Source organism: Acidovorax sp. Root217, assembly GCF_001428645.1.
Lineage (GTDB): Bacteria > Pseudomonadota > Gammaproteobacteria > Burkholderiales > Burkholderiaceae_C > Acidovorax.
The window spans coordinates 218,371-242,266 of sequence record NZ_LMIH01000023.1 but is presented as its reverse complement, the minus strand read 5'-3'; the positions used below and the strand labels follow the sequence as shown (position 1 = coordinate 242,266).

Below are 23,896 nucleotides of genomic sequence, written 5' to 3'. Positions count from 1 at the left end.
TAGCTTGCCGCAGCTGTTTGAGCGGAGTTCGAAGAACGCAGCGAGTTCTGCGGCACACCCCAGCTTCGAGCGTCGCAGGCAGCCCCCTCGCCCACCGGGCGAGGGGGACACGGGCAGCGGGGTCGCCTTTCTTTGGGGTACGTTTCTTTGGCGACTCAAAGAAAGGTACCTCGGCCGCCGGGCCGAGACCCGGCTCCCGCCTTTTATCGAGGCATGCAGCAAGCAAACGCGACCGCTATCGGCAACATAATCAGACCTCGCCATTCACTTGTTGCAAGCAGCCAAACCATGTCCCATTCCCTTCGTCCCCTGGTCGCCTCCCTCTCCCTGGCCTTCGCCGCCGCCCTGGCCCACGCCGCCCCCGTGGCCGAAGTCCACGCCCTGGCACAGAAGGAGCAGCAACCCCTGCTCGACACCCTGCGTGACCTGGTGCACATCGAATCGGGCAGCAAGGACATCGAGGGCCTGAACCAGATCGCCGAGCGCATCGCCAGCCAGCTCAAGCAGCTGGGCGGCACGGTGGACGTGCTGCAGACCAGCGACGTCTACCGCCTGGACGACACGCCCGAGAAGGTGGGCCCCGCCGTGCAGGCGGTGTTCAAGGGCACGGGCAGCAAGAAGATCATGCTGATCGCGCACATGGACACGGTGTACCTCAAGGGCATGCTCAAGGGCCAGCCCTTCCGCATCGAGGGCGACAAGGCCTATGGCCTGGGCATCTCTGACGACAAGCAGGGCGTGGCCCTGATCATCCACACTGTGGCCCTGCTGCAAAAGCTCAACTTCAAGGACTACGGCACGCTCACGGTGCTGATCAACGGTGACGAGGAAATCAGCTCGCCCGGCTGGCGCAGCACCATCACCCGCGTGGCCGCTGACCAGGACGTGGTGTTCTCGTTCGAAGGCGGCGGCACCGACGGCACCCTGCGCCTTGCCACCAGCGGCATCGGCGCGGCCTACATCACGGTGCAGGGCAAGGCATCGCACGCCGGCGCCAAGCCCGAGGACGGTGTGAACGCGCTGTACGAACTGTCGCACCAGTTGCTGCAGATGAAGGATCTGTCCAAGAGCGACGAGGGCCTCAAGCTCAACTGGACCGTTTCCAAGGCCGGCACCAACCGCAACGTGATCCCCGCCGAGGCCACGGCCCAAGCCGATGCGCGTGCCCTGAAGGTGGCGGACTTTGATGGGCTGGAAAAATCGCTGCAAGAGAAGATCAAGACCAAGCTCATCCCGGCCTCCAAAGTGGACGTTAAGTTCGAGGTGCGCCGCCCACCGCTGGAGGCCAGCGAGGCATCGCGCCGCGTGGCCGGCTACGGCAAGGTCATCTACCAGGAATTGGGCCTGCCGCTCAGCGTGGTCGAAAAGGCCACGGGCGGCGGTACCGATGCGGCGTTCGCGGCCTTGAAGAACAAGGGCGCCGTGGTCGAGGGCATGGGCCTGTCGGGCTATGGTGCCCACTCCAACGATGCCGAGTACGTGCAGGTCAACACCATCGTGCCGCGCCTGTACCTGGCCACGCGCATGATCATGGATATTTCCAAAGGCGTGTTGAAGTAACGCACCCACGCGCGTCCCGGCTGCGCGTATTTTTTGGCCCTCGCCGGTGCACGCCGGCGGGGGCCTTTTCACGTCAGGCGAGCGGAACGGGCACGCGCACCGCGCCCGTGGCGTAGAAGGATTCCAGGTTCTCCAGCACCAGGTCGGCCATGGCGCGGCGGGTTTCGTGCGTGGCGCTGGCGGTGTGGGGCGTGAGGACCACGTTGTCCAGCGCCATCAGCGCCGCAGGCACCTGGGGTTCGTTCTCGAACACGTCAAGGCCGGCGCCAGCGATGCGCTTGTGCTGCAGGGCCTCGACCAGCGCGGCCTCGTCCACCACGCTGCCGCGCGCCACGTTGACCAGGTAGCCCCTGGGGCCCAGGGCGTCCAGCACTTCGCGGTTGACCATGTGGCGCGTGGAGGCGCCGCCGGCCACGGTGAGCACCAGGTAGTCGGCCCATTGCGCCAGCGCCAGCAGGGATTCGAGGCGGGGCAGCGCAGAGCCTTCGACGGGTCGGCGGTTGTAGTAGCCGACCTCCATGCGAAAGCCCGCGGCGCGCTCGGCCACGGCCAGGCCGATGCGGCCCATGCCGACGATCCCCAGGCGCTTTCCCGACACGCGCGTGAGCGGCGCGTAGCGGGCCTTGGGCCATTCGCCGCGGCGCACGAAGCGGTCGCTCGCGGCCACGCCACGCGATACGTCGAGCATCAGCGCAAAGGCCATGTCCGCCACGCAGTCGTTGAGTACGTCGGGTGTATAGCCGACCGGAATGCCGCGCGCCTGCGCCGCGGCGATGTCCAGCGCATCGAAGCCCACGCCGAAGCTGCTGATCACCTGCAGGCGGGGCAGGGCCGCAATCACTTCGCCCTTGAGGCCAATGGATGCGGACGTGACCACCCCGGTGAAGCTGGCGCCGTGCTCTGCCAGAAAGGCCACCGGGTCGGCCTGGTCGGACAGGCAGACCACGTCGTAGCGGGCGGCCAGATCGGTCTCCAGGGCGGCAAGGGGCAAGCGGGCGATTTGCAGGAGGCGGGGCTTGGAGGGCTGGGTCATGAAGAGGAGGAAATGGGCCGGCGCCGGGAGCCAGGTCAGCCGTTTTGAAAACGGGCCGCAGCGCTGGCGCGCTGAAGCCCATGGCTGCAATCTTACGTCGCCACGCGTACCGCCTGGCGGGCGAGCAGCTTCCATTGGCTGCCTTGTTGTTGCCACACGCCCAGGATCTTGATCTGCACCTTGCCGGGCTTGCCCGAGTCGTTGGTGTCGGCCGTGAGCGTGTGGCGCACGATGGCGGTGTTGCCCACCACCTTGATGGTCTGGTCGCTGATGGCGATGGTGACGAAGTCGGACTTGCCGGCGAGCAGGTCGCCGATGAAGCTGTCCTTGGTGTCCACGCGGCCGCCCGAGTGGCCGTAGCTCAGGTCATCCGCCACCAACTGGGCCAGTGTGGCCTGCGTGGGGTCGACCATGGCCACGCGCAGGCGCTCGGCCGCAGCGGCCACCGATTGCTCGGACGCGGCGGACGATGCTGCAGGCGAGTTGCTCGCGCAGCCGGTAAGGGCTGCGATTGCCACGGCAGCAGCGGCTGTGAGGACGATTTTCTTGAACATCTTGTCTGTCTCCATTGTTGTGTTTGAGGATGTAGGTACGTGCCGCAGGGAAAATCCACGCGCCCGTGCACGGCCAGGCGAATGGAGATCGTGAAATGAAAAAGGGCCTGGTGATCCAGGCCCTTTCAGGCGCTTACTGCGGGCCGAGCTTGTCGATCAGCGCTTTCAGTTGCTCCATTTCGGCAGGCTTCAGGTCCGTCAGCGGCGCGCGCACGGGCCCTGCGTCGTGGCCCACCAGCTTGGCGCCCGCCTTGATGATGCTCACGCCATAGCCTTCCACCTTGTTGCGGATGTCCAGGTAGGGCATGAAGAACTCCTTGAGCAGCCGGTGCTGCGTGGCCATGTCGTCGGCCGCCACGGCCTTGTAGAAGTCCATCGCCGTCTTGGGGATGAAGTTGAACACCGCCGACGAGTACACCGGCGTGCCCAGCGCCTTGTACGCCGCTGCATACACCTCGGCCGTGGGCAGGCCGCCCAGGTAGGAGAAGCGGTCACCCATCTTCATGAAGATCGAGGACATGGTCTCGATATTGCCCACGCCGTCCTTGAAGCCGATCAGGTTGGGGCAGCGCTCGGCCAGGATCGCCAGCGAATTGGCCGTCAGCTTGGTGCGGTCGCGGTTGTAGACGATGACGCCGAACTTCACGCTGTTGCAGACCGCAGCCACGTGCTCGATCAAACCCTCCTGGCCGGCTTCGGTCAGGTAGTGGGGCAGGAGCAGGATGCCGTGGGCACCCAGGCGCTCGGCCTCCTGGGCATGGGCGATGGCGGTGCGGGTGGGGCCGCCGGCACCGGCAATGATGGGCACCTTGCCGCGGCAGGTGTCCACGGCGGTCTTGACGACCTGGCCGTACTCGGCGCCCGAGAGCGAGAAATACTCGCCCGTGCCGCCGGCGGCGAACAGGGCGGTGGCGCCATAGGGGGCCAGCCATTCCAGGCGTGCGGCGTAGCCCTTGGGGTTGAAGTCGCCTGCAGCGTCGAAGTCCGTGACGGGGAACGAGAGCAGGCCGGAGCCCATGATGGATTTGAGGTCTTGCGGGTTCATGGTGGTGGCGGGGCTGGTGATGTGAAAAAAGAGGCGGATGCTCAGTCGAGCTTGATATTGGCGGCCTTCACCACGGAGGCCCAGCGCGCACGCTCCTTGGCGAAGAACTGGTCCTGTTCGGTGGGGGTCATGGTCACCACCTCGGCGCCCTGGCCGGCCAGGCGCGAGCGGATGTCGGGCGAGCGGATGGCGGTGATCAACGCCTTGTTCAGCCGCTGCACCACGGCTTCGGGCGTGCCGCGGGGCAGCAGAATGCCTTGCCAGGTGCCGGACTCGTAGCCGGGCACGCCTTGCTCGGCGATGGTGGGCACGTCGCCGATCAGCGGCATGCGCGTGGACTTGGACACGCCCAGCACCTTGAGCTTGCCGTTCTGCACCTGGGGCAGGGTGGCCAGCATGCCGTTCATCAGCACCTGGGTCTGGCCGGCCACCGTGTCCTGGATGGCCGTGACCCCGCCCTTGTAGGGGATGTACTGCCAGCGCGCGCCGCTGGCACGCTCCAGCGCCACACCGGCCAGGTGCGGTGCGCTGCCGGTGGCGGTGACGGCGAAGTTCAGGTCCGCTGTCTTGGACAGTGCGATCAGTTCCTTGAGGTTGTTGGCCTTGACCGAGGGGTGCACCACCAGCAGGTGGGGCGAGTAAGCCAGCATGGTCACGCCGCGCAGGTCCTTGGAAGGGTCGAACGACAGCTTGGTGTAGACCGAGGGGCTGATGGCCAGGGCGCCGACGTCGCACAGCAGCATGGTGTAGCCGTCCGGATCGGCCTTGGCCACGAAGTCCGCGCCCAGGTTGCCGTTGGCACCGGGCTTGTTCTCCACGATCACGGTCTGCTTGAGGGCTTCCGACAGGGGCTGGCTGATGGAGCGGGCAATGATGTCCGAGCTGCCGCCGGGAGGGTAGGGCACGATCAGCTTCAGGGTCTTGGTGGGTTGCCATTCTGCGGCGGTCTGGGCCGTGGCGGTGGTGGCGGCAAGGGCGGCGGTGCACGCCAGGATGGCGTCGCGGCGGGTGAGTGTCATGTGTTGTCTCCTGGTTTCACTGTTGTTGCTAGTCATCGTACAACCAAGCGCGCAGAAAAACAATTGCCCTTACAAAAAAAGAGCGCATTAAAGTGCCGATGGGGCGACTGCCTGGGGTGCCCGATGCCCTGCGGCAGCGGAGCCGATCGCCCGTTGCCTGTTTCCAGAGGGATGTAGATGGCGCCTAATTCTCCTATGGGGATGGCTGGCCGGGGACGGTTTCTTCGCTGCATGCACTGCAAGCCCAGGGAACATGCAATCGGGTTCGGGTAATCCCTTTGGTCAGATGCGCTATGCGGCTCCACAATCCGCCATGTTGTATGACGACATATGACGTGCAGTCCTTTTCATGGAAAGCGGGACCCTGCTGCGTCGTGTCGCCCGCATGCCTGTATCCGCCGCCTGTGCGGTCTCCCCCTGTTGAAAGGAAATACTGATGACCCGTGTAATTCGTTGGCGCGGCCTGGTGCTGCCCCTGGCTGCCAGCGCCCTGTGGCTGGGCGCATGGTCCGCTGCAACGGCCGCTACCTGGGTGTATGTGTCCAATGCCGACAGCCAGGATCTGTCCGTGCTGGAGCTCGACCGCAGTGCCGGCACGCTCAAGCCTGTGGAGACGGTTCCCCTGGCCGGCATGGCCATGCCCATGGCGGTCAGCCCGGACAAGCGCGTGCTCTATGTGGCGCTGCGCTCCCAGCCGTTCCGGGTGGTCAGCCTGGCCATCGACCCCGCCAGCGGCAAGTTGCGCAAGCTGGGCGAGGCGCCGCTTGCCGACAGCATGGCCAACATCGACACCGATGCCACGGGCCGCTGGCTGTTCGCCGCCTCGTACCCGGGCCACAAGATCACGGTCAACAGCATCGGCAAGGACGGGGCCGTGGGCGCCGTGCAGCAGCTCATCCCCACGGCGCCCAACGCGCACGCCATCCATGCCGATGCGGCCAACCGCCATGTGTTCGCCACCAGCCTGGGGGGCGACAACCTTTCGGCCTGGCGCTTCGATGCCGAGACGGGGCGGCTCACGGCCCACGAGCCGGCGCTGACCACCGTCGCGCCCGAGAAATCGGGCCCGCGCCACTTCGTCTGGGACCGTGCGCAACGCCATATGTATGTGCTCAACGAGCTCGATGCCGCCGTGCACGTGATGGCCTACGACGCCGCGCGCGGCACCTTGCAGTCCGTGCAGCGCACCACGGCGCTGCCCGCCGGCTTTGCCGGCAAGCCCTGGGCGGCCGACCTGCACCTGTCGCCCGACGGCCGCACGCTGTATGCGTCCGAGCGCACGTCGAGCACGATCAGCAGCTTCCGCGTCGACGCCTCCACGGGCCAGCTGCAGCCCCTGGGCCAGGTGCCCACCGAAAAATCGCCGCGCGGCTTTGCGGTGGATTCCTCGGGCCGCTTCCTGGTCGCGGCAGGGCAGGAGTCGCACAGCCTCTCGCTGCACCCCGTCGATGCGGCCACGGGCATCCCGGGCGCGCCCACCCGCGTGCCCGCCGGCAAGAACCCCAACTGGGTCGAGATCGTCGACTTCCCCTGAAAACCGCTTTTCATCCGCTTTTCACCTCAGGAGACAAACACCATGCAACGCAGAACCTTCATCCCTGCGGCGGCCTTTGCCGCTGCCAGTTGCTTCATCGGGCTGCCCGCCGCTGCCCAGGGCACCTGGCCCACGGGCAAGACCATCAGCTATGTGGTGCCCTTTGCCGCAGGCGGTACCACCGATACGCTGGGCCGCATGATCGGCCAGCAGCTGGGCACGGCCCTGGGCACCACCGTGGTGGTCGAGAACAAGGCCGGCGCTGCGGGCAGCGTGGGCTCGGAGGTGGTGGCGCGCGCGGCGCCCGACGGCTACACCTTGCTAGGCGGCACCGTGAGTTCGCATGCGATCAATGCCAGCCTGTACCCCAAGCTGGGTTACGACGCCATCAAGTCGTTCAGCCCGGTCACGCTGATCGGCACCAACCCCGTGGTGCTGGTGGTGGCCGCCAACAGCCCCTACAAGACGCTCAAGGACGTGCTGGCCGCCGCAAAGACCAAGGAGGGCGGCCTGTCCTCCGCCTCGGCCGGCACGGGCAGCTCGCAGCACCTGGCAGTGGAGCTGCTGGGCTTCAAGTCGGGCGTGAAGTTCACGCACATCCCCTACAAGGGCAGCGGCCCGGCGATCCAGGACGTGATAGGAGGCCAGGTGGACATGATGTTCGACACCACCGTGGTGGCTGCACCGCATGTGCAAAGCGGCAAGCTGCGCGCCATTGCTGTCACCTCGCCCAAGCGCCTGGCCTCCATGCCCGACGTGCCCACGGTGGCGGAGTCGGGCATCAAGGGCCTCGAGGACTTCCAGGTCCAGTCCTGGCAGGCCATCTTCGTGCCCGCCGGCACGCCCGCGCCGGTGGTGGGTCGCCTGCACGACGAGATCCGCAAGATCCTCGGGCAGCCGGACATGCAAAAGCGCCTGGCAGGCTTTGGCATGGAGCCGGCCGACCTGAACGTGGGGCAGATCGCCGCCTTCCAGAAGGCCGAGGTCGAGAAATGGGCCCAGGTGATCAAGGCCGCCAACATCAAGGTGGACTGATCGAGCGGTTGGGCGGCGCGGCGCCTCTACTCGGGGGAAATGGCTTCCTCGCCGTCGCTCGCTGTGTCTTGCGCACTGCCTGCTGGCGGCTTGCGTTCCAGTCGGAACTCGGGGTGCTGGCCGGTCAGCAGCTGGAACATGGCGAACACCGGGCCCTGCATGCTGCGCTCGTCGCTCGTGCTCTCCAGGGCCTGCCAGGTGCGTGACTGCAGGCCGCCCCGGCTGCCGGTCTGCAGCGGATAGCCCAGCAGCTCTGCCGCCTGCGCCTGGCTCAATCCGGCGGCCGTGCGCGCGGCCTTGAGTTGGTCGCCGCTGGGGATCGGCATGTTCAGCGCAAGGGTGTCGGGGCGATGGCTCATGGGATGTGCGTGGGTGGGCGGGATGCAGGCATTGTCGTCCAGCCACCGCGCGGCGTGTTCATTCCAGGATATGGCCTGTGGCCGGATACTGGCCCGAGAGCAGTTCGCCATCCGTGAGCGGCGGGCCTTGCCAGAGCATGGCCCGGCTGGCGCCGCAGCCCAGGGCCAGCTCCTTGAGCGTCCGCAGCTCCGCGTGGGTGTAGCGGCCTTCGGGGTTCGCGGGCAGGTGCAACACGATGTGGGGCGATGGCAGGAAGCGCCAGAACGATCCCTCGTCCAGCACGGTGCGCACGCTGTGCTTCAGCAGCTGCTGTGCGAGCACGAAGTCCGACACCAGGGAGCGCGGGTGGGCCAGCGGGGTCGCGATGCGCGCGCCGGTCCGGGCTGCTGCCTCGCGGGCCCGGTTGCCAACGGCCAGGATGAGCGGCTTTGGCTGGTCCTGCAGGGCAATCTCGGGCACCTCGTCCCAGGTGGCGCCCGTTTTCGGGTTGCGCACGCTCAGGCGCTCGGGTGATATTGCGATGTACAACAAGGGCGTCAGCGATTTGAGCATGGGTTGGGCGTTGCAGGCGGGTGGATCTGTGCGCATTCTGGCCCAGGTGGCCAGTTCCCTGGCACCGGTATTGGGTATGGGCAGAACAGTCCAGATGCCCGGGCACAAGCCGTTGTACAGTGGCACGCCACAGCCCCGAAGGATTTCGCAGATGCACAGCCCGGCCGCCTCGCCCAACGCCACGCCCACCGCCAGCACCCCCGGGGGCTGGTGGGCCGTGTGCCTGTGCGCCAACTGGTGCGGCACCTGCCGCGACTACCGTGCCATCTTTGACACCCTGGCCCTGGCCCACCCGGAGGTGCGTTTCGAGTGGGTGGACATCGAGGATGAGTCCGAACTGGCGGGCGACCTGGATGTGGAGACCTTTCCCACCCTGCTGATCGCCGATGGCGCGAGCGCGCGCTTTCTTGGGCCTCTGCTGCCCCAGGCGCCTGTGCTGGCGCGGCTGCTCTCCAGCCTGCAGGCGGTGCAGGGCGGGCCGGCGGCGGGCGGTGATGCGCAAGAGGTGTTCGAGCGCGTGCGTGCGGCACGCGGGGGCTGAGGTAGGGGTCTAGTGCAGTGTTTCACGCTATCTGGCACATAAAAAGTCGTCTTTTCGGCCCTGGCCGCGTTGCAAATCCTCGCGATACGCCCGGTATCGCTGTGGTTTGCGCCTTGCCAGGACCAAAAATCCGCCCTTTTTATTTGTGCCATCAAGCATGAAACATTGCACTAGCGGCCACCTCCATGGGGCAGGTGGGGGCTCTGATCTGCTATTTTTTGAATAGCAGTTTGTACAGTACCATGAACCGATAGCCGCTGTCGCTCCCCTCCGATAGCCCTTGTCGCCCTCCTGTTTGTGTATTGAATTTTTCCATGTCCCTGGAGTTCTGGTTCGAGCCTGAGTCATTGCGTGCGCTGTGCGACGATGGTGTGTGGGCGCGGGGCACGGCGCTGTTCAAGGCGCGTGCCGTGCGGCGGCTGGCCGTCAGCGCCCAGGGCGACCACTGGCGCCTCGAAGGCGACGTGCAGGGGACCCAGTTGGCGCCTTACCAGCTGTCCGTCTCGATGGCGCTCATGCCCGATGGAGCGGTGGACTACTGGCGCAGCCAGTGCAGTTGCCCCGTGGGCCTGCAGTGCAAGCACGGCGTGGCGCTCATGCACCAGGCCGCGCGCCAGGGGCCGAGCGAATTGGACCGGGCCAGGGGCCTGGCTTTGCCCGCTGCCGGGCTGAACCGCCCGCCACCGGCCCGCAGCGACGTGCAGCAGCGCATGGCCGAGGTGCACCGCATGGAGTCGGAGGCGCGCCTCATGAACTGGCTGCTGGCATTGGACAAGGCCGCAGGCCTTGCCGATGGCGATGCGCCAGCAGGTGCCGGCGGCGCGGCGGACCGCCCTGAACAATATGTCTACCTGTTGTCTGTGGTGGGGGCGCCGCGGGCGGCACCGCTGCTGCAGCTGGAGGCCGTGGTGTCCTACCCCAAGGTCACCGGCGGCTGGGCCAAACCCAAGCTGGTGCGCACCCAGCCGGGCAAGGGCCAGGCGGTGTTCGACCGGGCCGGCGACACCGACCGCCAGGTGCTGCAACTGCTGCGGGCGCTGCCGCGCCACCAGAACTATTACTCCGCCTACAGCGGTGCGCCCTGCGCGGTGGTGGAGGGGCAGATCGGCCTGCTGGCCGTGCAGCAGGCCGCCAGCACCGGGCGCCTGTTCGCCGATGCGGGCGGCTCCACGGTGGGGGCGCCCCTGCGGTGGGGCGAGCTGCTGCCCATCGAGTGGGCCTGGCAGGCCGTCTCGGGCGGTGCGGCCGGCGCACAGGCGCAGGACAGCGGCTGGGCGTTGCAGGCGCGCCTGCCCCAGGCGGGCGCCACGCTGTGCCATAACAACCCGCCGATGTACCTCGATGCCGCTGCCGGCCTGTGCGGCCTGGCGCATGCACCGGGCATGGAGCCCGCGCAGCTGGAGGTGCTGCTGCACGCGCCCACCCTGAGTGCTGCTGCGCTGCAAAAATACCAGGCCGACGTGGCCCGGCGCCTGGGCCCCGTGCCGCTGCCGCCCGTGCTGCAGGGCTTGACCCGGCTCGACGGCGTGGCCCCCGTGGCGCGCCTGCACCTGGCGCCGACACCGGCGGCCGGGGTGGCCTACATGGGGCTCATCACGGCGCAGTTGCGCTTTGACTACCTGGGCCATGTGGGCTGGTGGGTGGGGCAGCCCCTGTCGGTGCTGGTGGACGGCCTGGACGGTGAAGGCGGCAAGGTGCTGCTGCAGCGCGATGGCCGTGCCGAGATCGACGCCGTCTCGCGCCTCATGGACCTGGGCCTGCTGGGCGTGGACGAGGGTTTGTTCGGCATCCCTGGCGAGCGGCCGCAGGGCGCCTGGATGCTCTGGGCCGACGAAGGCTTCGCCGCGCTGCGCGAGGCCGGCTTTGCGCTCACCGTGGCGCCCGAGCTTGATGGCTGGATCACGCACGCGCAGACCATCCACGTGCACCTGGGCCCAGAGGGGGCTGAGGGCGATGGGGGGGACGATGCGTTCGGGCTGGATGACGGTGCGGACGGCGCAGAGCCGGGTGGTGGCGCTGGCGCACACGGCGATGGTGGCGACCCCAATCCATCCCCCTGGTTCGAGCTGTCGCTGGGCATCGAGATCGATGGCCAGCGCCACAACATCCTGCCCTGGCTGCCCGACCTGATCGCGGCGGCCGCATCGGCAGCGCCCGACCCCGCCGAGCCCGGTGGCGGCGCCAAGGGGCTGGCGCTGCCTCCGTTTCTGTACCTTCCTGCCCCCAGTGGCCATGGCTTCGTGCGCCTGCCCACCGACACCCTGAAGCCCTGGCTGGCGGCGCTGCTTGACCTGGCGGGCGACCGCGCACATGATTTTTCGGGCGAGAGCCTGCGCCTGTCGCGCCTGGAGGCGCTGCGCACCAGCGCCTCGCTGGGCGATGGGGTGGCGTGGGAAGGGGCGGCCAGCCTGCACGCCCTGGTGCAGCAACTGCAGGGGCAGGGCCAACTGCCCGAGGTGCCGGTGCCTGCGGGGGTGCAGGCGCAGCTGCGGCCGTACCAGCAGCAAGGGCTCAACTGGCTGCAGTTCCTGCGTGCCAATGGCCTGGCGGGCGTGCTGGCCGACGACATGGGCCTGGGCAAGACCTTGCAGACGCTGGCGCACATCCAGGTCGAGAAGGATGCCGGCCGCCTGGTGCAGCCCGCACTCATCGTGGCGCCCGTGAGCCTGATGGGCAACTGGGAGCGCGAGGCCGCGCGCTTCACCCCCGGCCTGCGCAGCGTGGTGCTGCACGGCAAGGAGCGCCACGCCCTGGCCGAATCCATGGCCGAGCACGACCTGGTGATCGCCCCCTATTCGCTGCTGCAGCGCGACCGCGAGCGCTGGCTGGAGGCGCGCTGGCACATCGTGGTGCTCGACGAAGCGCAGAACATCAAGAACGCCACCACCAACGCCGCGCAGGTGGTGGCGCAGTTGCAGGCCAACCACCGGCTGTGCCTGTCGGGCACGCCCATGGAGAACCACCTGGGCGAGATCTGGAGCCTGTTCCACTTCCTCATGCCGGGCTTTCTGGGCAGCCAGCAGCGCTTTCGCGACCTGTTTCGCAACCCCATCGAGCGCCAGGGCAGCACCGAGCGGCTGGCGCAACTGCGCGCGCGCATCACCCCCTTCATGCTGCGCCGGGCCAAGTCGGTGGTGGCGCACGAGCTGCCGCCCAAGATCGAGACCGTGATGCCGGTGGACCTCTCGGGCGGCCAGGCAGACCTGTACGAGACCATCCGCCTGGGCATGGAAAAGACCGTGCGCGAGGCGCTGCAGGCCAAGGGCCTGGCGCGCTCGCAGATCACCATCCTCGACGCGCTGCTCAAGCTGCGCCAGGTGTGCTGCGACCCGCAGCTCGTGCCGCTGGAGGCGGCGCGCAAGGTGCACACCTCGGCCAAACTCGCGCAGCTGATGGAAATGCTGCCCGAGATGCTGGCCGAAGGCCGGCGCATCCTGCTGTTCTCGCAGTTCACGAGCATGCTGGCGCTGATCGAGGCCGAGCTGTCCAAACACGGCCTGCCCTGGGTCAAGCTCACGGGCCAGAGTCAGAAGCGCGACGCCATCATCGACCGGTTCACCAGCGGCGAGGTGCCGCTGTTCCTCATCAGCCTGAAGGCCGGTGGGGTGGGGCTGAACCTGCCGCAGGCCGACACCGTGATCCACTACGACCCCTGGTGGAACCCCGCCGTGGAGGCCCAGGCCACCGACCGTGCCCACCGCATCGGGCAGACGCAGAGCGTGTGGGTGGTCAAGCTGGTGGCGCGCGGCACCATCGAAGAGCGCATACTGGCCCTGCAGGAGAAAAAGGCCCAGCTGGCCGAAAGTCTTTACCAGGGTGCGGCGGGGCGAAAGCAGCCGCTTTTCACCGAAAGCGACCTTGCCGAGCTGCTGCAGCCGCTCTCGCTGCCGTAGCCAACAGGGGCTGGCAAAGGCGTTTTTCCGCGCAAACCCGCGCCGGGCGTTGTTCTGCCGCACATGCAGGGTGTTTGCGGCGTGCTCGTGGCCCCGCGTCTTGGCAAATCAACGCTTTACGGGCTACAATACGTTTCTCACGACCAAGCGGGCGGGTACCAACCGCCCGTTTTTTTTGGTCGTTTGCTTTTGGAGCTCGAAGCCTCTGGGGGTTATCGGGTTTTTTGTTTTTCCGGGATTGAATAGAACACGTGGCACTGCAGCAAGTCGTTGAACAAATTGTGATTGGCCTGGGGTATGACCTGGTGGAGATCGAACGCTCCGCTGGTGGTCTGCTGCGCATCACCATCGACTTGCCCTGGGTACAGCCTGCCGCCGATGCGCCCGCGCCGGCCGTAGAGCAGTACGTCACGGTCGAAGATTGCGAGAAGGTCACCCGCCAGCTGCAGTTTGCGCTGGAGGTCGATGGCGTTGAATACAAGCGCCTGGAAGTGTCTTCTCCCGGAATCGATCGACCCTTGCGCCACGAGCAGGACTTCGTGCGTTTCGAAGGCTCGATCATCGACATCACATTGAGGGCGCCCATCGGCGCGGCAGGAGCGGGGCAGGTGAATGCCACGCGCAAGAAATTTCGCGGCACGCTGGAGCGGGCCGAGGCAGGGGGTTGGCAGATCGTCTGGAGCGAAGAGCCCGCTGTCAAGCCGGGTCAAAGAATCAGCAAGAAGCGCGTGCCCGCCCCGTTGCAGGCGCTGGGCTTCACCCTGGATGAAACACGGGAAGTCCGTCTGGCGCCCATTGTCGATTTCAAGGGGCGCAGCAACAAGCCAGGGGCCGAGCCCGCCTGAGTTGCAAGCAGGCTGCTGAATGAATTGGGCAGATGGCCGCCGAGTGCAGCCTTTGCTTATCGGGTGATTGAACTAGGAGAGTCGTCGCATGAATCGCGAATTGTTGATGTTGGTTGAGGCCATTTCGCGCGAAAAGAACGTGGAGCTGGACGTGGTCCTGGGCGCCGTGGAGTCGGCCCTGGCCCAGGCTACCAAGAAGCTGTACCAGGGCGAGGTGGACATTCGCGTGTCCGTCGATCGCGACAGCGGCAACTATGAGACTTTCCGCCGCTGGCTGGTGGTGCCTGACGATGCAGGCCTGCAGAACCCGGAAGCCGAAGAACTGCTGATGGATGCGAAAGATCGCATTGCCGACATCGAAGTCGGCGAGTACATCGAAGAAGGCGTCGAATCCGTGCCCATCGGCCGCATCGGCGCCATGGCAGCCAAGCAGGTCATCCTGCAGAAGATCCGCGACGCGGAGCGCGAAATGCTGCTCAACGACTTCATGTCGCGCGGCGAGCGCATCTTCACCGGCACCGTCAAGCGCATGGACAAGGGCGACATCATCGTCGAGTCCGGCCGGGTGGAAGGCCGCCTGCGCCGCAGCGAGATGATCTCCAAGGAAAACCTGCGCAGCGGTGACCGTGTGCGCGCCATGATCATGGAAGTGGACCTGACGCTGCGCGGCGCGCCCATCATCCTGTCGCGCTCGGCGCCCGAGTTCATGATCGAGCTGTTCCGCCAGGAAGTGCCCGAGATCGAACAGGGCCTGCTGGAGATCAAGAGCTGCGCCCGTGACTCCGGTTCGCGCGCCAAGATCGCCGTGCTCTCGCACGACAAGCGCGTGGACCCCATCGGCACCTGCGTCGGCGTGCGCGGCACCCGCGTGAATGCGGTGACCAACGAGCTCGCCGGCGAGCGCGTGGACATCGTGCTGTGGTCCGAAGACCCGGCCCAGTTCGTGATTGGTGCGCTGGCCCCGGCCAACGTCTCCTCCATCGTGGTCGATGAAGAAAAGCACGCCATGGACGTGGTGGTGGACGAGGAAAACCTCGCCATCGCCATCGGCCGCGGTGGTCAGAACGTGCGCCTGGCGTCCGACCTGACCGGCTGGAAGATCAACATCATGGACGCCGCCGAGTCGGCGCAAAAGCAGGCCAACGAGTCCGACACGGCCCGCAAGCTGTTCATGGAAAAGCTCGATGTGGACGAGGAAATCGCCGACATCCTGATCTCCGAAGGTTTCGCCAGCCTGGAAGAAGTGGCCTATGTGCCGCTGCAGGAAATGCTGGAAATCGAAAGCTTCGACGAAGACACCGTCAATGAGCTGCGTGCCCGTGCCAAGGATGCTCTGCTCACCATGGAAATCGCCCGTGAGGAAAGCGTGGAAGAGGTCTCCCAGGACCTGCGCGACCTCGAAGGCCTGACCCCGGAGCTGATTGCAAAATTGGCCGAAGGCGGTGTGCACACACGTGACGACCTGGCCGATCTGGCCATTGATGAGCTGACCGACCTGACCGGACAGTCTGCAGACGATGCCAAAGCCTTGATCATGAAGGCGCGCGAACACTGGTTCGCGGGGCAGCAAGAGTAAGGGTCAGGGAGGCACGAACCACATATGTCCAGTAATACTGTCGCCGAGTTTGCAACCGAACTCAAAAAATCGCCTGAAACCCTGCTCGACCAGCTCAAGGCTGCCGGCGTGGGCAAGGCCGCCCCATCGGACGCGTTGACCGAGTCCGACAAGCAAAAGCTGCTCGTGTACCTGCAAAACAGCCACGGCACCGCCGCGGTCGACCGCAAGAAGATCACGTTGACGAAGAAGTCCACCAGCGAGATCAAGCAGGCCGATGCCACGGGCAAGGCGCGCACGATCCAGGTGGAAGTGCGCAAGAAGCGCACCTTCATCAAGCGCGATGATGGCGTGGAGGGCTCTGCCGAGTCCGAAGACGCCGTGGTGGAAGAGACACCGATCTCGAGCGAAGAACTTGAGCTGACGCGCCGCGAGGAAGAAGCACGCCGCCAGGCCGAGCTGATCCGCCGCCAGGAAACCGAACTCGCCGAAAAGCGTGCCGAGCGCGAAGCCCGCGAACAGCGCGAGCGCGAAGCCGAAGAGCGCGCTGCCGCCTACGCTGCCCAGGAAGCCGAGAAGAAGGCCCAGGCCTCTGCCGTCAAGCAGGAAGCCACGCGTGAGCAGGCCGCCGAGGCCGCCGCACGCAACGCTGCCCAGACCGAAGCCCGTGAAAAGGCTGCAGCCGAGTCCAAGGCCCGCTCCGACGAGGAAGTGGCCCGCGCCGCCGACCTCGACGCACGCCGCCGCAAGGCCGAAGCCGAGGCAGCCGCCATCCGCTCCATGATGGCCACGCCCAAGAAGGCGGTCATGGTGGCCAAGAAGCCCGAAGAACCCAAGCCCGTGGCCAAGCCCGCGCTGGCTGGCGATGCCAAGAAGGGCACGCTGCACAAGCCCGCAGTGGGCACGGGCACCGGCCCGGCACGCCCTGGCGCACCTGCCACGGCGGCAGCGCCTGGCGCGGCCGCCGGCAAGGAAGTGAAGTCGGCCAAGCTGTCCTCCAGTTGGGCGGGCGACACGGCCAAGAAGAAGGAAATCAAGACCCGCGGCGACAGCAGCGGGGGCGTGGGGCGCAACAACTGGCGCGGAGGCCCGCGTGGCCGCCGTGGCAATGACCGCGACCACCGTGACGACCACCACCAGCAATCCGCTCCGGTGGAGGCGCGCATCATCGAAGTGCACGTGCCCGAAACCATTACGGTGGCCGAGCTGGCACACAAGATGTCGATCAAGGCCAACGAAGTCATCAAGGCCCTGATGAAGATGGGCCAGATGGTCACCATCAACCAGCCGCTGGACCAGGACACCGCCATGATCATGGTGGAAGAAATGGGCCACAAGGCCGTGGTGGCGGCGCTGGACGATCCGGAAGCCTTCACCGACGACGACACCTTGCAAAAGGACGTCGAACTGCTGCCACGCGCACCTGTGGTCACCGTCATGGGCCACGTGGACCATGGCAAGACCTCGCTGCTCGACTACATCCGCCGTGCCAAGGTCGCCTCGGGCGAAGCCGGCGGCATCACGCAGCACATCGGTGCCTACCACGTGGAAACGCCACGCGGCATGATCTCGTTCCTGGACACCCCTGGCCACGAGGCGTTCACCGCCATGCGTGCCCGTGGTGCACAGGCCACCGACATCGTGATCCTGGTGGTGGCAGCGGACGACGGTGTCATGCCCCAGACCAAGGAAGCCATCAAGCACGCCAAGGCGGCTGGTGTTCCCATCGTGGTGGCGGTCAACAAGATCGACAAGCCCGATGCCAACGCCGATCGCGTCAAGCAGGAGCTGGTGGTCGAGTCCGTCGTGCCTGAAGAGTACGGTGGCGAGTCGCCATTCGTCTCGGTGTCGGCCAAGACCGGCCAGGGCATCGACGACCTGCTCGAACAGGTGCTGCTGCAGGCCGAAGTGCTGGAACTGAAGGCCCCGGTCGACTCGCTGGCCAAGGGCCTGGTGATCGAAGCCCAACTGGACAAGGGCCGCGGCCCTGTGGCCACGGTGCTGGTGCAGTCCGGTACGCTCAAGGTCGGCGATGTGGTGCTTGCAGGCCAGACCTACGGCCGCGTGCGCGCCATGCTGGACGAAAACGGCAAGACCGCCAAGACCGCAGGCCCATCGATCCCGGTGGAAATCCAGGGTCTGACCGAAGTGCCCCAGGCCGGCGACGAATTCATGGTGCTCACGGATGAACGCCGTGCCCGCGAAATCGCCACCTACCGTGCCGGCAAGTTCCGCAACACCAAGCTGGCCAAGCAGCAGGCTGCGAAGCTCGAGAACATGTTTGCCGACATGACGGCAGGCGAAGTGAAGATGCTGCCCATCATCGTCAAGTCCGACGTGCAGGGTTCGCAGGAAGCGCTGTCGCAGTCGCTGCTCAAGCTCTCGACCGACGAGGTCAAGGTGCAGCTGGTGTACGCCGCAGTGGGCGCCATCAGCGAGTCGGACATCAACCTGGCGATCGCCTCCAAGGCCATCGTGATCGGTTTCAACGTGCGTGCCGATGCCGGTGCACGCAAGCTGGCCGAGAGCAATGGCGTCGATCTGCACTACTACAGCATCATCTATGACGCTGTGGACGAGTTGCGCGTGGCCATGTCGGGCATGCTGGCTCCCGAGCAGCGCGAAGAGATCATCGGTACGGCCGAGATCCGCACGGTGTTCGTGGCGACCAAGATCGGTACGATTGCCGGTTCGTACATCACCTCGGGCATGGTCCATCGCAACGCACGGTTCCGCCTGCTGCGCGACAACGTGGTGGTCTACACGGGCGAAGTCGACTCGGTCAAGCGCCTCAAGGACGACGTCAAGGAAGTCAAGGAAGGCTTCGAGTGCGGTATCAAGCTCAAGAACTACAACGACATCAAGGAAGGCGATCAACTCGAATTCTTTGATATCAAGGAAATCGCGCGGACGCTGTAACCGATGGCTGCGAAGAAGAAGTCCTCCACCCCGAACCGCGCCTTCAAGGTCGCCGATCAGATCCAGCGCGATCTGACGGAGCTGATCGCGCGCGAGTTGAAAGACCCGCGCGTGGGCATGGTGACGCTGCAGGGTGTGGAGGTGACTCCCGACTACGCGCACGCCAAGGTGTTCTTCAGCCTGCTGGTGGGCGACCCTGTGGAAACACAGGCGGCGCTCAACCAGGCGGCTGGGTTCCTGCGCAACGGCCTGTTCAAGCGCCTGCACATCCACACGGTGCCCACGCTGCACTTCGTGTACGACCGCACCTCTGAGCGTGCGGCCGACATGAACGCCTTGATCGCCAAGGCCGTCTCTTCGCGCGCCCAAGAGGAGTAGTCCATGCACTCGCCTCGCACCAGGGTGCAGCGGCGCCCTGTGCATGGGGTGTTGCTGCTGGACAAACCGCTCGGCCTGTCGAGCAACGACGCCTTGCAAAAGGCCAAATGGCTGCTGCGCGCCGAAAAAGCGGGCCATACCGGCACGCTTGATCCGCTGGCCAGCGGCGTGCTGCCGCTGTGCTTTGGCGCGGCCACCAAGTTCAGCCAGCTGCAGCTCGATGCCCCCAAGACCTATGAGGCCGTGGCCCTGCTGGGCGTGACCACCACCACCGGCGATGCCGAGGGCGACGTGATCGAACGCCGCCCCGTGGTGCTGGCCGAGCTCACGCCCGAGCGCCTGGCTGCCGTGCAGCAGCAGTTCACCGGCCCCCTCCAGCAGGTGCCGCCGATGTACAGCGCCCTCAAGAAGGACGGCAAGGCCCTGTACGAATACGCGCGCGCCGGCATCGAGGTGGACCGGCCCGCACGCGACGTGGTGATCCATTCGCTTTCCCTCACGCTGCTGGCGGACAATCCGGATGCCATCGCCGTTAAAATGGTGGTGCAGTGCAGCAAAGGCACCTACATCCGCACGCTGGGTGAGGACGTGGGCGCGGCGCTGGGTTTCGGTGCCCACCTTACCTTTTTGCGCCGCATCGATACCGGGGGTATCGGGGTGGAGCGCTGTGTCACGCTGGCGCAGCTCGAAGCCATGGAGGAGGGGGAGCGCCTGGCGCAGCTGGAGCCGCCCGAGTCCCTGCTGGCGCAACACGTGCGTGTCACGCTGGACAGCGAGAATGCTGCTCGCTTCCTGTCGGGCGTACGCCGCCGAGGCACCTGGCCCGATGCCGGGGCCGTGGCGGTGTTTGGCGACAATCCCCCGGCGCTGCTGGGGGTGGGCCACATCGTGGGCGGGGAGCTGGTGCCCGACAGGCTCCTGAGTCCGCTGGAAATTCAACAAATTTTGGAAGGTACGCCGCACCTGCAAGCCAGCGGCACATTGGAAAAACTATGACTAAACAGATCCGCAACATCGCCATCATCGCCCACGTTGACCATGGCAAGACCACCATGGTGGACCAATTGCTGCGCCAGTCCGGCACCTTCGCCGACCACGAAAAGGTCGTCGACACCGTGATGGACAACAACGCGATTGAAAAAGAGCGTGGCATCACGATCCTGGCCAAGAACTGCGCCGTGAGCTGGGAAGGCACCCACATCAACATCGTGGATACCCCTGGTCACGCGGACTTCGGCGGTGAAGTGGAGCGTGCCCTGTCCATGGTCGACAGCGTGGTGCTGCTGATCGACGCGCAAGAGGGCCCCATGCCCCAGACGCGTTTCGTGACCAAGAAGGCCCTGGCCCTGGGCCTGCGCCCCATCCTGGTGGTGAACAAGGTCGACAAGCCCGGTGCCAACCCCGACAAGGTCGTGAACGCCGCGTTCGACCTGTTCGACAAGCTCGGTGCCACCGATGAGCAACTCGACTTCCCCGTGGTGTACGCCTCGGGCATCAACGGCTGGTCGTCGCTGGTGGAAGGCGCTCCTGGCGAGCAGTGGGGCCCCGACATGTCGGCCCTGTTCAACACCATCCTGAGCCACGTTCCCCCGAACACGGGTGATCCGGCCGCTCCGCTGCAGCTGCAGATCTCGGCGCTGGACTTCTCCACCTTCGTGGGCCGCATCGGCGTGGGCCGCATCAGCCAGGGCACCATCAAGCCCATGATGGACGTGGTCGTCATGGAAGGCCCCGATGGCAAGGCCGTCAAGGGCCGCGTCAACCAGGTGCTGACCTTCCAGGGCCTTGATCGCATGCAGACGCCCATGGCCGGCCCTGGCGACATCGTGCTGATCAACGGCATCGAAGACATCGGCATCGGCGTGACCATCACCGACCCTGCCAACCCCGCGCCGCTGCCCATGCTCAAGGTGGACGAGCCCACGCTGACCATGAACTTCTGCGTGAACACCTCGCCACTGGCCGGCCGCGAAGGCAAGTTCGTGACCAGCCGCCAGATCTGGGACCGCCTGCAAAAGGAGCTGCAACACAACGTGGCCCTGCGCGTGAAGGAAACCGACGAAGAAGGCATCTTCGAAGTGATGGGCCGTGGTGAATTGCACCTGACCATCCTGCTCGAAAACATGCGCCGCGAAGGCTACGAAATGGCCGTGTCCAAGCCCCGCGTCGTGTTCCGCGACGTGAACGGCGAAAAGCACGAGCCTATCGAACTGGTGACGGCCGACATCGAAGAAGGCCACCAGGGCGGCGTGATGCAGGCGCTGGGTGAGCGCAAGGGCGAGTTGGTGAACATGGAGCCGGACGGCCGTGGCCGCGTGCGCCTGGAGTACCGCATTCCTGCGCGGGGCCTGATCGGCTTCACCAACGAATTCCTGAACCTGACGCGTGGCTCGGGCCTCATCAGCAACATCTTCGACAGCTACGAGCCGCACAAGGGCGACATCGGCGGCCGCAAGAACGGCGTGCTGATCTCCATGGACGACGGTGAAATCTTCACCTACGCCCTGGGCAAGCTCGACGACCGTGGCCGCATGTTCGTCAAGGCCAACGATCCCGTGTACGAAGGCATGATCGTCGGCATCCACAGCCGCGACAACGACCTGGTGGTGAACGCCACGCGTACCAAGCAGCTGACCAACTTCCGCGTGTCCGGCAAGGAAGACGCGATCAAGATCACGCCGCCCATCGATGCCACGCTCGAATACGCCGTGGAATTCATCGAGGACGACGAACTGGTCGAAATCACGCCCAAGTCCATCCGCATCCGCAAGCGCCACCTGAAGGAAAGCGACCGCAAGCGCGCGGGCCGCTGAGAGCGCGGCGTTCCCTCTCCGTGCTGGAGAGGGGAATGACGACACCAGGCTGAAAGGCTTGCCAAAGGGCCACAGTCACCATGCTGTGGCCCTTTTGTCGTCAAGAGCGGTTAAAAGAACTCTTTCGGCGCCGTCGCTGCGCGCAGGCCTTCGGGCTGGGCGCGTTCCGTGGGGCTGCTTTTGGACGAGGATGCAGGCGATGGCGGTAACCCGGTGAAGCTCACCCATTCAAAGGCCGTGGCCCTGATGGTCGCCGTGACCCTGATGTGGTCCATCGCCGGCGTCGTCACGCGCCACCTGGAGCAGGCGCGCAGCTTCGAGGTCACTTTCTGGCGCAGCCTGTTCACGCTGGCTGCGCTGCTGGTCATACTGCCTGCGCTGCAGGGGCGTGCGGTGTTCGCCTCCATGCGCCAGAGCGGGCGGGCGTTGTGGATCTCGGGCCTGTGCTGGAGCGTGATGTTCACCGCCTTCATGGTGGCCATTCTGCTCATGCCGGTGGCCAACGTGCTGGTCACCATGGCGGCAGGGCCCCTGCTCACCGCGCTGTTCGCGCGCGTGTTCATCGGCCACCGCATCGCCCCGCGCACCTGGGCTGCCATCGGTGTGGCAGGCTTGGGTATCGCCTGGATGTACGGCTCGCAAATGGCCGGGCTGCCCGTGGTGGGCACGCTGGTGGCCTTGTGCGTGCCCGTCGCCGCTGCCATCAACTGGACGGTGGTGCAGCACGCGCAGCGCCACGGCCATGCGGTGGACCTGGCGCCCGCCGTGCTGGTAGGGGCGGTCATCTCGGTGGTGGCCACGCTGCCCCTGGCGCTGCCGTTCCAGGCCTCGGCGCATGACCTTTGGCTGCTGGCCCTGCTGGGCGTGGTGCAATTGGCCATCCCCTGCGTGCTGGCAGTGCGCTGCGGACAGGTGCTCAAGGCCCCCGAACTGGCTCTGCTGAGCCTGCTCGAAGTGATCTTTGGTATTTTGCTGGCATGGCTGGGCGCGGGCGAAGAGCCCGCTGCCGCCGTGCTGACGGGTGGCGCGCTGGTGATCGGCGCGCTGGTTTTCAACGAATTACTGGCTTTCAAGGAACAACAATGACGGAGACGACCATGACTGCAACCAATACGGCTGCCGCTGCCGAAGTGCTGAGCGAAGTGCGCGGCCAGGTGGGCTTCATCACGCTGAACCGCCCGCGCGCGCTCAATGCGCTGTCGCTGGGCATGGTGCGCGACCTCATGGCCATCCTGCTCGCGTGGCAGCACGACGATGCAGTGCTGGCCGTGGCGATTCGCGGCAGCAACAAGGAGGGCCCCTTCGGCGCCTTCTGCGCCGGTGGCGACATCCGCTTTTTGCACCAGGCCGGCAGCCAGGGCAACCCGCAGCTCGAGGACTTCTTCACCGAGGAATACGCCCTCAACCACCTGATCCACAACTACGCCAAGCCCTACATCGCCTTCATGGACGGCATCGTCATGGGCGGCGGCATGGGCATCAGCCAGGGCGCCGCGCTGCGCGTGGTGACCGAGCGCACGAAGATGGCCATGCCCGAGACGGCCATCGGCCTGTTCCCCGACGTGGGTGGCGGCTACTTCCTGGCGCGCTGCCCCGGCAGCGCGGGCGAATGGCTGGCGCTCACCGGCGACACCATCGGCGCCGATGCGGCCGTGGCCTGCAACCTGGCCGATGGCTGCATCCCGGTGGACCAGCAGGCCCCCGTGTGGGAGGCCCTGGGCACGCAGCCGTTTGCCGATGCAGAGGCCGTCAAGGCCTTCGTCGTTGCGCGCCTGCTGCCGAAGAACCAGGCGGTTGCGGTAGAACTGGCTCAGGCGGATACTTACTTCGCGCTGCCCACCGTGGGCGAGATCGTGCGCGCCCTCGAAGCCGCCGATTCCGACTGGGCGCGTGCCACCGTTGCCACTCTGCGCAAGCGCTCGCCGCTGATGCTGCACGTGGTGCTCGAACAGATCCGCCGTGCGCGCGGCATGGGCCTGGCCGACGACCTGCGCATGGAGCGCGACATGGTGCGCCACTGCTTTTACCTGCGCCCCGGCCAGAGCGAAACGGTGGAGGGCATCCGCGCCCTGGCCGTGGACAAGGACCATGCGCCGAAGTGGAACCCCGCACGCATCGAAGACGTCACGCCCGCCATGGTGGCACCGTTCTTCGCCAGCCCCTGGCCCGCGCACTCGCATCCCTTGGCAGCCTTGGTGTGACCCAGAACGCGGCCCGCTGACCTCGTCAGCGGGTTCCCGTCAGGCCCCTGCTGCGACGG

Annotated in this window: 19 protein-coding genes; 13 read left to right on the top strand and 6 right to left on the bottom strand. The window is 66.2% G+C overall.

What is annotated here, in order from left to right:
- The first annotated feature begins 288 nt into the window (after window positions 1–288).
- Complete coding sequence (locus ASE31_RS20995) at window positions 289–1,560, top strand: M20/M25/M40 family metallo-hydrolase (RefSeq protein WP_057203726.1); 1,272 nt, start codon at window positions 289–291, stop codon at window positions 1,558–1,560.
- Window positions 1,561–1,633: 73 nt separating this feature from the next.
- Here the strand turns inward: ASE31_RS20995 and ASE31_RS20990 are convergent, their stop codons facing one another.
- The 4 genes from ASE31_RS20990 to ASE31_RS20975 all read right to left on the bottom strand — a co-directional run bounded on the left by ASE31_RS20990 (window position 1,634) and on the right by ASE31_RS20975 (window position 5,211).
- Complete coding sequence (locus ASE31_RS20990) at window positions 1,634–2,593, bottom strand: 2-hydroxyacid dehydrogenase (RefSeq protein WP_057203725.1); 960 nt, start codon at window positions 2,591–2,593, stop codon at window positions 1,634–1,636.
- Window positions 2,594–2,685: 92 nt separating this feature from the next.
- On the bottom strand, window positions 2,686–3,147 hold the full coding sequence (locus ASE31_RS20985) for a nuclear transport factor 2 family protein (protein ID WP_057203724.1): 462 nt from the start codon (window positions 3,145–3,147) through the stop codon (window positions 2,686–2,688).
- Window positions 3,148–3,280: 133 nt separating this feature from the next.
- Window positions 3,281–4,192 (bottom strand): 5-dehydro-4-deoxyglucarate dehydratase, encoded by a 912-nt coding sequence (gene kdgD / locus ASE31_RS20980; protein ID WP_057203723.1) that lies wholly within the window; start codon window positions 4,190–4,192, stop codon window positions 3,281–3,283.
- A 41-nt stretch (window positions 4,193–4,233) separates the two neighbouring features.
- Window positions 4,234–5,211 (bottom strand): tripartite tricarboxylate transporter substrate binding protein, encoded by a 978-nt coding sequence (locus tag ASE31_RS20975; protein WP_007857619.1) that lies wholly within the window; start codon window positions 5,209–5,211, stop codon window positions 4,234–4,236.
- Window positions 5,212–5,647: 436 nt separating this feature from the next.
- On the opposite strand from ASE31_RS20975, the gene ASE31_RS20970 reads away from it, so the two are divergent.
- Window positions 5,648–6,745 carry a beta-propeller fold lactonase family protein gene (locus ASE31_RS20970; RefSeq protein WP_057203722.1) on the top strand — a complete coding sequence of 366 codons (1,098 nt, stop codon included), beginning with the start codon at window positions 5,648–5,650 and terminating at the stop codon, window positions 6,743–6,745.
- Window positions 6,746–6,787: 42 nt separating this feature from the next.
- Entirely contained in the window at window positions 6,788–7,780 is a 993-nt protein-coding gene (locus tag ASE31_RS20965; protein WP_057203721.1) for a tripartite tricarboxylate transporter substrate binding protein, read from the top strand.
- Window positions 7,781–7,806: 26 nt separating this feature from the next.
- Here the strand turns inward: ASE31_RS20965 and ASE31_RS20960 are convergent, their stop codons facing one another.
- Both ASE31_RS20960 and ASE31_RS20955 read right to left on the bottom strand, forming a co-directional pair.
- Window positions 7,807–8,139, bottom strand: coding sequence for a DNA-binding transcriptional regulator (locus tag ASE31_RS20960; protein WP_057203720.1), 333 nt, complete (start codon window positions 8,137–8,139; stop codon window positions 7,807–7,809).
- Between the two features lie 58 nt (window positions 8,140–8,197).
- Window positions 8,198–8,692: a rod shape-determining protein gene (locus tag ASE31_RS20955; RefSeq protein ID WP_057203861.1), complete on the bottom strand. Its 495-nt coding sequence runs from the start codon at window positions 8,690–8,692 to the stop codon at window positions 8,198–8,200.
- A 151-nt stretch (window positions 8,693–8,843) separates the two neighbouring features.
- Between ASE31_RS20955 and ASE31_RS20950 the strand changes: the two genes are divergently transcribed.
- The 10 genes from ASE31_RS20950 to ASE31_RS20905 all read left to right on the top strand — a co-directional run bounded on the left by ASE31_RS20950 (window position 8,844) and on the right by ASE31_RS20905 (window position 23,837).
- A complete protein-coding gene (locus tag ASE31_RS20950) occupies window positions 8,844–9,233 on the top strand; it encodes a thioredoxin family protein (RefSeq protein WP_057203719.1) in 390 nt (129 codons plus the stop codon).
- 314 nt (window positions 9,234–9,547) lie between these two features.
- Complete coding sequence (locus tag ASE31_RS20945) at window positions 9,548–13,126, top strand: DEAD/DEAH box helicase (RefSeq protein WP_057203718.1); 3,579 nt, start codon at window positions 9,548–9,550, stop codon at window positions 13,124–13,126.
- A 251-nt stretch (window positions 13,127–13,377) separates the two neighbouring features.
- Window positions 13,378–13,971, top strand: coding sequence for a ribosome maturation factor RimP (gene rimP / locus ASE31_RS20940; RefSeq protein WP_057203717.1), 594 nt, complete (start codon window positions 13,378–13,380; stop codon window positions 13,969–13,971).
- A gap of 88 nt (window positions 13,972–14,059) precedes the next feature.
- Entirely contained in the window at window positions 14,060–15,547 is a 1,488-nt protein-coding gene (gene nusA / locus ASE31_RS20935; RefSeq protein WP_057203716.1) for a transcription termination factor NusA, read from the top strand.
- A 24-nt stretch (window positions 15,548–15,571) separates the two neighbouring features.
- Window positions 15,572–18,445: a translation initiation factor IF-2 gene (gene infB / locus ASE31_RS20930; protein WP_057203715.1), complete on the top strand. Its 2,874-nt coding sequence runs from the start codon at window positions 15,572–15,574 to the stop codon at window positions 18,443–18,445.
- 3 nt (window positions 18,446–18,448) lie between these two features.
- The gene (rbfA, locus tag ASE31_RS20925) at window positions 18,449–18,823 is read left to right on the top strand and encodes a 30S ribosome-binding factor RbfA (protein ID WP_057203714.1); all 375 of its coding nucleotides are present in this window, start codon (window positions 18,449–18,451) and stop codon (window positions 18,821–18,823) included.
- A gap of 3 nt (window positions 18,824–18,826) precedes the next feature.
- Complete coding sequence (truB, locus tag ASE31_RS20920; protein WP_057203713.1) at window positions 18,827–19,819, top strand: tRNA pseudouridine(55) synthase TruB; 993 nt, start codon at window positions 18,827–18,829, stop codon at window positions 19,817–19,819.
- Window positions 19,816–21,636 carry a translational GTPase TypA gene (gene typA, locus ASE31_RS20915; protein WP_057203712.1) on the top strand — a complete coding sequence of 607 codons (1,821 nt, stop codon included), beginning with the start codon at window positions 19,816–19,818 and terminating at the stop codon, window positions 21,634–21,636. Before truB ends, typA begins: the two co-directional genes overlap by 4 nt.
- A 213-nt stretch (window positions 21,637–21,849) precedes the next feature.
- Window positions 21,850–22,722, top strand: a complete 873-nt coding sequence (locus ASE31_RS20910; protein ID WP_369819480.1) for a DMT family transporter — start codon at window positions 21,850–21,852, stop codon at window positions 22,720–22,722.
- Between the two features lie 11 nt (window positions 22,723–22,733).
- On the top strand, window positions 22,734–23,837 hold the full coding sequence (locus ASE31_RS20905; RefSeq protein WP_057203859.1) for an enoyl-CoA hydratase/isomerase family protein: 1,104 nt from the start codon (window positions 22,734–22,736) through the stop codon (window positions 23,835–23,837).
- Window positions 23,838–23,896 lie beyond the last annotated feature (59 nt).